Consider the following 7,467-nt stretch of genomic DNA (forward strand, 5'->3'; position numbering starts at 1 on the left):
CGACCACCGAGCCCTTGCCGGTGGAATCGGCATAGAGGCTGGACATGTCGGTGAGGACGCCGATCTTGACGACGTCGTCGGAAATCTGCGCCTGCGCTGTCGTGGCTGATAATGCCAAAGCGAAGCCGGCCACCAGCGTGGCTGTGCTGAATTTCATCGATCTGCTCCCTAGACTTTATTGCTGCTTATGCAGCTTGGTAGTGTCGTCATCCTGCCCGCGATCATTTTGTCGGGCAAGGCGGAAGGTTGGGCACCGTTCCCTCCCGGACTTACAATCCCGGCAGCGCCGTCACCGCCACATTGATCGCGCCGTCGGCCTCCGCGATGACCCGCAGCGTTTTCGAATCGAAGGCGATGCCGCCGAGGCGCAGGCTGGTGATCTCGCCGCTGACGCGGATGCCTTCCTCGTTTTTCTGGAAGTCGGCGACGACCGCGGCGATCTTGCGCTGCGCATTCGAGGCGAAGGGTTTCAGGTCGATGGTCGCGCGCTCGGCCAGCGCATTCTGCAGCAGCGGCATCGCCGCGCGCGCGGCCTGGCCGAGCAGCCCGAACGCCGCCTCGGATTCCACCGCCAGTTCCATATTTGCCAGCTTCAGTATCTGCGCCGCCGGATCGAGCACGGGCTTGCCCCAGATGTGCACGGTGGCTTCGCCGCCGAGGCCGAACCAGCTCTTCTTCTCCTTGGCATTGACCAGCAGCGAGATCAGCAGCCGGTCGCCGGACGCCTGAACCGTTGCCTTCTTGACGGTGACATCCACCGCGCCGGAACCGTCTTCCGGAAACGTCTTGCCGGCCAGTTGCGTCTCAATGATCTTGTTGAGTTCGGTGAACGGCATGTCAATGGGCACGCCGATGTTGAGCTTGCCGGGGCCGGGCGGCACGATCGCCAGCGTCGCCGGGAACGGGCAATTCGGCGTGGTCTGGGTCGAGGTGACGCGCGTCTCCGCCTCGACGCCGAGCATCAGCGTCACGTTGCTGGCGTCGATGCGCGGCTGGGCGGCGACCGCACGGGTCGGCTTCAGTTCGAGATACAGGCCCTGCGGCGCCGCGGCACCCTGCAGCGGAATCGAGCGGCACAGCTTAGCCCATTCGCGCCGCGCATTCTGTTCGAAGGCGGGGTCGTTGCGCAGCCGCGTCTGCACCGCGGCGATCTGTTCGTTGACGGCCTTGTCGATCATTGGCTTGACCTGGGCGGGCACGCTGACGCGGGCGCCGGCCATCGATACGCTGGTGTCGCCCAGCGTGACCTGGGCTGCGAGGTTGGGCTCGATGCGCCAGTTGCCGGCGAGCTGCGGTCGCGCCGAGACCACCACATTGCCGCGGATTTCGGCATTGGCATTGACGTTCTTGATGTTGATGCTGCCGATCTGCTTGGCGACATTGCCGCCGAGCAGGTTGCCGAGCGCGCCGCCGAGTTGCTCGCGCAGATTGGATGAGATGGCGCCGGCGACGTTGAGCGTCCCGTTCAGGGGGGTCGATAGTGTCAGCGTGTCCTGCGCGCCGGTCGCGGCGATCGGCCCGCGCGCGGCGTTCCACTTGATGTCGGCGTTCTGCAGTAGCTGCGGTACCGGATTGTCGGCGGTGCCGGCAAAGTTGCGCGGCGCGCCGCGGTCGGCGGCGTCGCGGATCGCGGTCAGTGCGACTGCGACCGGCGCGATGATGCTGGAGGTCCTCGGCGCGGCCGGCAGTGTCGGCAATTGCACCAGTACCGGCGCTGGACCGGCGCTACGCGGCGCCACATAGTCCATCACCTTGAGAGCGGCGACGAAAGACACCGTCACCAGCACGCCCGCGATCAAAATGGTTTTAAGCCGCATCAAATCCCCGCTGCACAGGCGCGGAGTTTACAGTGCTGCTGCACTGCACGCCAGAGCGGTAATATTACGAAAGATTGTAGCCCGGACGATGCGAAGTTGAAATCCGGGCTACCGATGCATAGCTAGCCACGCTTGCCGCTTGCATTGTCCGCACGGCGGTCCATCGGCAGCACGATCACCTTGGTGCCGACATTGACGCGCGAGTACAGATCCGAGACGTCCTGGTTGGTCAGGCGGATACAGCCCGATGAGACCTGGGTGCCGATGGTCTCCGGCATGTTGGTGCCGTGGATGCGATAGATGGTGCCGCCGAGATACATGGCGCGAGCGCCGAGCGGGTTACCGGGGCCGCCGGCCATGTGGCGCGGCAGATAGGGCTGGCGGGCGATCATTTCAGCCGGCGGGGTCCACGCCGGCCATTCCGCCTTCCTGGTCACGGTCTGCACGCCGGACCAGGTGAAGCCGTCGCGGCCGACGCCGATGCCGTAGCGCATCGCCTGGCCGCCGCCGAGCACGTAATACAGATAGGTGTTCGGCGTATCGATGATGATGGTGCCCGGTGCCTCGCGGGTGCTGTAGCTGACGATCTGGCGCTTGAAGCGCGCCGGCAACTCGATCGCCGCGTCTTCGTCATCGGCCTGCGGCGCCTGCAACTGCGGCGCCGGTTGCAATTGCATCGGCGGCGTCATGAAGAACGGAAACAGCGGCAGCGGCGTCGCCTGGGCCGGGGTAAAGGCGAGCATGCCGATCGCCAGAGCGCCCAAGGCGGCAGTGCGGCGGATGGTGGCGAAGCGGTTGAAATCGGTCATGGAAATTCTCCGTTTGAGCGCCCTGCGAGCGCCCGTTCGGCGCTTCGTTGGGTGGAGAATTAGCCGCTGTCGGTTTCACGCGGTTTGCGTCGGATGTGTAAAACGGTTTCGTCGCGGGGAGAATTGTGTCGTCGCCGGCCTGCGCCAGCGCCGACCTAGGGCCTGAGCTCATAAATTCAGGGTAGCCGGTGGACGTCCGCTTTGGTGCGCATTCTGGACTCAATTCGGACATTACGGCACTTCTGAAAAGTGCCAGAACCGGACCTTCGGTGCCGGCTTTCTCGCGATCACGAGCTACGCTCGACACGCCGAACGCTCCAACGATCGCTGTCCTGTCCAGTACTCAGGCCTTCTCGCTCGACGTCTTCCACGCGGGATCGCCGACATGATCGTGGAGCCACCTTGGCTCAGCCTCCGGAGTAGCTCGCAGCCTTTCGGTCTATTGTCTTTTTCGAATGCATGCCCACGTCTTGGTGTGGTCAGTCCAGTACTGGCCTCGGTGCGGTGTTGTGGGATGAATTACCCCACTGACCGCCGAGTGCCCCGTACAATGATTTCGAGGCTCTGACTAAGCTGGTTGGCCAGCCTAGAACCCGTCATGGATGGAACGTGCTTGAAAATTGGAGAGCGCCATGAAAGCACTATTGTCAATTTCGATAGCCGCAGCTCTTACATGCGGCACGCTGTCCGCGGGAGCAGCAGAGCCGCTCAAACAGCAGCTTGTAGGCACTTGGAGTGTCATTTCATTTGTAAACGAGAATGAAAAGACCGGGAAAACAACTAAAGTATTTGGTTCCGATCCGAAAGGATATTTCATGTTCGACGCAGCAAATCACTTCTCAATCAATCTCACCCGTGCGCGACGACCAAAATTTGGCAACCGCGACTTTCCGACTGCCGGCGAAGGCAAAGCCGCTCTGGAAGGCATGATCGTGATGTTTGGCGACTACAAGATCAATGAAACGGAACATTCAATATCCTTGCACATTATCGGCAGCAGCTTTCCCGCGTGGGACAATACGAATAAGAAGCGTTTCATCACGATCAGCGACGATGTGCTCACGTATAAGAATCCTGCACCGGCATCCGGTGGGGGTACTGCTGTGGTGACTCTGAAACGCGCGACAAGCTCAACAGAGTGATCCTTTGATCGATTCGGCGCCATGGGCACATCGTTTCTGCTCAAAGGAGATCAGCCCGGTTAATAGCATGGCAGCGAAAGACAATTCGTGGGTTCTCGTCACGGGCGCATCAATCGGTTGCGGCGAGGAATTCGGCGGCAATACGCAGCACAAGGTCGGCCGCTGGTCCTTGTGGTAGGGTACTAGCCTCGGCCCCCGAAGGGATCGAGTGAGTGGGTCCGCACACAAGATCAAGCCATGTTGGCGTGTCGCGACCCGATACGATAAACTTGCGGCCAACGACCTAGCCTTCATCAAGCTCGCATCGATCCGCATTTGGCTCCGCGCTAATGAGTCCGTGCCTTAGTCGTTGATCGTTGCCTCCGGGCGCCAGGTCAGCAGCCGGTTCTCCAGCATCGTCAGCAGCCATTCGGCGGCCAGCGCCACCACGGCAATGACGATCATCGCGGCGAACACGCCGTTGGAATCGAACGAGCCCTGCGCGGTGGCGATCAACAGGCCCATGCCTTCGCGGGCGCCGAGAAATTCGCCGACGATCGCGCCGACCAGCGCGAAGCCGAAGCTGACATGCAGGCTGGCCAGGATCCACGACAGCGCCGAGGGGATCACCACCGCGCGGGTCATCTGCCAGTTGCTGGCACCAAGGATACGGGCATTGGCGATCAGGTTCTTGTCGGCTTCACGCACCCCCTGGAAGGCGTTGGCAAACACCACGAAGAACACCATCACCACGGCGAGCGCGATCTTCGACGCCGCGCCGAGGCCGAGGGCCACGATGAAGATCGAGCCCAGGACGACGCGCGGAATCGAGTTTGCGACCTTGATGTAGATCGAGAAAACGTCGGAGAGTAGCTGGTTGCGGCCGAGCGCGATGCCGCACAGAATTCCCATCACCGCGCCGATCAGGAAGCCGGCGCCGGCCTCGTAAATCGTTACCGCGATCTGCTTCCACAGCGGCCCGATCGAGGTGCCGTTCTGGAACCAGTCGATCAGCTTGACGACGATGCCGGAGGGCTGGCCGAAGAAAAACGGATCGATCAGTCCAACGCGGACGCCGAGCTCCCAGCCGCCGATCAGGAACACCAGCACCGCGAGGCGCAGCGCCAGCACCAGGCGGTCGTGGCGGCGCATCCGCTCGATGGCGGTTTCGAGTTTCGGTTCGGCGGACAGCGGAGTCGTGATGCTGGAATCGGTCATGTCAGTGGCCCGCCCGTGCGCGAAGCACTTCTTCTCGGAGGTCATCGGAAATTTTTCGCGCGATCGCGATGAAGCGTTCGTCATAGCGCAGCGTTGCCACGTCGCGCGGCCGCGGCAGGTCGATGGTATGCACCGACTTCACCCGCGCCGGACGCGTGGTCAGCACCGCGACGCGGTCGGCGAGCAGGATGGCTTCATCGAGATCGTGGGTGACGAACAGCACCGCGGATTTCGCGTGCGCCCACAGCTGCAGCAATTCTTCCTGCATCAGTTCGCGGGTCTGCACGTCGAGCGCGGAGAACGGTTCGTCCATCAACAGCACCTGCGGATTGTTGATGAAGGTCTGCGCCAGCGCCACGCGCTTGCGCATGCCGCCGGACAACTGGTGCGGATGGTGGCCCTCGAAACCCTTCAGCCCGACGCGAACGATCCAGTCGCGCGCCTCGGCCTCGGCCTTGTCCTTTGGGGTGCCGCGAAACAGCGGTCCGGCCATGACGTTGTGCAGCACGTCGCGCCAGGGAAACACCGCGTCCTGCTGGAACACGAAGCCGACGCGGCGATCGACGCCATCGACCTTCTTGTCGAACAACGTCACCTCGCCGGCCTGCGGGCGCGCCAGGCCGGCGATCAGCCCCAACGTCGTTGACTTGCCGCAACCGGTGGGACCAACGATGGCCATGAATTCGCCCGGCGCAATGCTGAGATCGAAATCTTCCAGCGCGGAAAGGATTTCGCCGGCAGGTGTCACGAAGCGCCGGGCGACGTGTTTGAGTTCAATGGCGGAAGGGGAAGTCATGCGGACATATTCTCGATTGGGAATGGAAAAATCCAAAGCCGTCATTCCGGGGCGCGAGCAGCGCTAGCTGCGCGCGAACCCGGAATCCCGAAATGCTCAATCATGTCGAGATTCCGGGTTCGCGGTCGGCTCGCGCCGCCCACGCCCCGGAATGACGAGACTTCAATGCGTAGCATTCGCCTTGATCACGAAATCCGTGGTGTATGTCTTGGCCAGGTCGATCGTCTTGCCCTGCAGGTTGGGCGAGAAGCTGGTCAGCACCTTGAGCACCGATTCCGGCGCGCCGGTCGGCATCATGCCGTCCGGCGAATACTGTCCGCGGCCCTCGCGCAGGCCCTGAATGTAGAGGTCGAGTTCGCCGGCGTAGTAATCCTTCGGCATCTGGGCTGCGATCTCTTCGGGTGAGTGGGTGTTCATCCACTTCAGCGTTTTGACCATCACGTTGACCACCTTCTGCGCGGTCTCCTTGTTGGCCTCCATCCAGGCGCGGTCCATGTACAAGCAGGCGGCGGGGTAGTCGCCGCCGAGCGCGGCGCGGGTGGATTCGGGCGTGCGCAGGTCGATGCCGACCTTGGCGGTGCCGTTCTTGATGGCGCGCGCCACCGTCGGTTCGGTGGTCATGCCGGACACGATCTTGCCCTGCTGCATCGATGCGAGAAAAGTGTCGCCGGCGCCGACGGGTACTAGCGAGTAATCCTGCACCTTGAGCCCGGCCTTGGCCGCCAGCGCACGGGTCAGGAAGTCGGTGGCCGAGCCGAGCCCGGTGACGCCAAGCGCCTGGCCCTTCCAGTTGGCGGGGTCTTTCAGTTTCTCGGCGTCGGCGGCCTTGACCAGCACCACTTCGCCCGGGGCAACGGCGAATTGCACCACCGACGTGATGAACTTGCCTTTCGATTGCAGATCGATGGTGTGGTCGTAGAACCCAACGACCCCCTGGACCTCACGCGCCAGCAAGGCCGTGGCCGCCTGCGAGCCGGAGGTGGAATTGAACAGCTCGACGTCGAGCCCCTGTTCTTTGAAGAAGCCGAGCTGGGCGGCAAGCTTGGCGGGCAGATAGATCTGCTTGTCGATGCCGCCGACCATGATCTTGATCGGAGTCTGGGCGGCTGCCGGTGCGGCCGATCCCAGCCAAGTGGCGGCGGACAGCGCAATGGCGAACGCGGTGGCAAAAATGCAGCGCATGGGCGTTTCCCTGAGTGGCAGGTGGGCGCCTTGCCGGTGTGGTGCGGAATATCACTCCGCGCCGCTCAGGCGCCTCCTTGGTCGGAGCATCAGGGCCCTGCGCGCAGGATGGTGTCAATCCGTCTTTTGCCGCCATGCGCAGCAAAATGGCGCCCGCTCGGGGGAAGCGGGCGCTTGCTGAGATTTTAGCAACTGCACCGTCGTTACAACATGCCGAAAACGATAGCGCCGACAAGGGCGAGGGATGCATAGGCGGCGGCGACGCCAAGCTGATCGGCGAGGGGGCGGGGTATGCTCATGGTCATCTCCCTGATCACGTCGAAGTTCAATGCAACGTTGCATCATGGAAACTGTTCCGCGCCGATCGGCAGATCATGTCTTTTGCTGCGTTGCAAAAAATAAATAGCCCATCGTCGCTGCTGCGAGCGCTACGACCCCGGCGGCGCCGAATGCCAGCGCGAAGCCGTGCGCGTTGTCGATCTGGCGCAGGCAGCCCAGCAGCGCGACGCCCATGCTGAAGCCGA

Annotated in this window: 6 protein-coding genes and 2 pseudogenes; 2 read left to right on the forward strand and 6 right to left on the reverse strand. The window is 62.7% G+C overall.

Translation table 11 applies throughout. The features are described 5' to 3' along the window. The 3 genes and pseudogenes from JWR89_RS10540 to JWR89_RS10550 form a co-directional block, all read right to left on the reverse strand. A pseudogene (locus JWR89_RS10540) lies at positions 1 to 157 on the reverse strand (ABC transporter permease); the annotation flags it as partial. Positions 158 to 269: 112 nt separating this feature from the next. Continuing rightward, positions 270 to 1,817, reverse strand: a complete 1,548-nt coding sequence (locus tag JWR89_RS10545; RefSeq protein WP_299715365.1) for a DUF4403 family protein — start codon at positions 1,815 to 1,817, stop codon at positions 270 to 272. A 122-nt stretch (positions 1,818 to 1,939) separates the two neighbouring features. Next, the gene (locus tag JWR89_RS10550; protein ID WP_299715368.1) at positions 1,940 to 2,626 is read right to left on the reverse strand and encodes a L,D-transpeptidase; all 687 of its coding nucleotides are present in this window, start codon (positions 2,624 to 2,626) and stop codon (positions 1,940 to 1,942) included. A gap of 632 nt (positions 2,627 to 3,258) precedes the next feature. Here JWR89_RS10550 and JWR89_RS10555 point away from each other — a divergent pair. Both JWR89_RS10555 and JWR89_RS10560 read left to right on the forward strand, forming a co-directional pair. Next, positions 3,259 to 3,768 (forward strand): lipocalin-like domain-containing protein, encoded by a 510-nt coding sequence (locus JWR89_RS10555; protein WP_299715371.1) that lies wholly within the window; start codon positions 3,259 to 3,261, stop codon positions 3,766 to 3,768. 226 nt (positions 3,769 to 3,994) lie between these two features. Beyond that, positions 3,995 to 4,114: pseudogene (locus JWR89_RS10560) on the forward strand (IS5/IS1182 family transposase); the annotation flags it as partial. On the opposite strand, the gene JWR89_RS10565 reads toward JWR89_RS10560, so the two are convergent. From JWR89_RS10565 to JWR89_RS10575, 3 genes are all read right to left on the reverse strand, one after another. Next, the gene (locus JWR89_RS10565) at positions 4,111 to 4,965 is read right to left on the reverse strand and encodes an ABC transporter permease (protein ID WP_299715374.1); all 855 of its coding nucleotides are present in this window, start codon (positions 4,963 to 4,965) and stop codon (positions 4,111 to 4,113) included. The pseudogene JWR89_RS10560 and the gene JWR89_RS10565 overlap by 4 nt on opposite strands. A gap of 1 nt (position 4,966) precedes the next feature. Continuing rightward, positions 4,967 to 5,761: an ABC transporter ATP-binding protein gene (locus tag JWR89_RS10570; protein WP_299715377.1), complete on the reverse strand. Its 795-nt coding sequence runs from the start codon at positions 5,759 to 5,761 to the stop codon at positions 4,967 to 4,969. Positions 5,762 to 5,923: 162 nt separating this feature from the next. Further along, the gene (locus tag JWR89_RS10575; RefSeq protein WP_299715380.1) at positions 5,924 to 6,943 is read right to left on the reverse strand and encodes an ABC transporter substrate-binding protein; all 1,020 of its coding nucleotides are present in this window, start codon (positions 6,941 to 6,943) and stop codon (positions 5,924 to 5,926) included. Positions 6,944 to 7,467 lie beyond the last annotated feature (524 nt).

Origin of the sequence: Tardiphaga sp., from assembly GCF_028290785.1 — a bacterium.
Lineage (GTDB): Bacteria > Pseudomonadota > Alphaproteobacteria > Rhizobiales > Xanthobacteraceae > Tardiphaga.

Excerpts from the sequence above, each read along its gene's own strand:
- JWR89_RS10555 (WP_299715371.1), top strand. The coding sequence starts at position 3,259 with ATGAAAGCACTATTGTCAATTTCGATAGCCGCAGCTCTTACATGCGGC.
- JWR89_RS10550 (WP_299715368.1), bottom strand. The coding sequence starts at position 2,626 with ATGACCGATTTCAACCGCTTCGCCACCATCCGCCGCACTGCCGCCTTG.
- JWR89_RS10570 (WP_299715377.1), bottom strand. The coding sequence starts at position 5,761 with ATGACTTCCCCTTCCGCCATTGAACTCAAACACGTCGCCCGGCGCTTC.
- JWR89_RS10545 (WP_299715365.1), bottom strand. The coding sequence starts at position 1,817 with ATGCGGCTTAAAACCATTTTGATCGCGGGCGTGCTGGTGACGGTGTCT.
- JWR89_RS10565 (WP_299715374.1), bottom strand. The coding sequence starts at position 4,965 with ATGACCGATTCCAGCATCACGACTCCGCTGTCCGCCGAACCGAAACTC.
- JWR89_RS10575 (WP_299715380.1), bottom strand. The coding sequence starts at position 6,943 with ATGCGCTGCATTTTTGCCACCGCGTTCGCCATTGCGCTGTCCGCCGCC.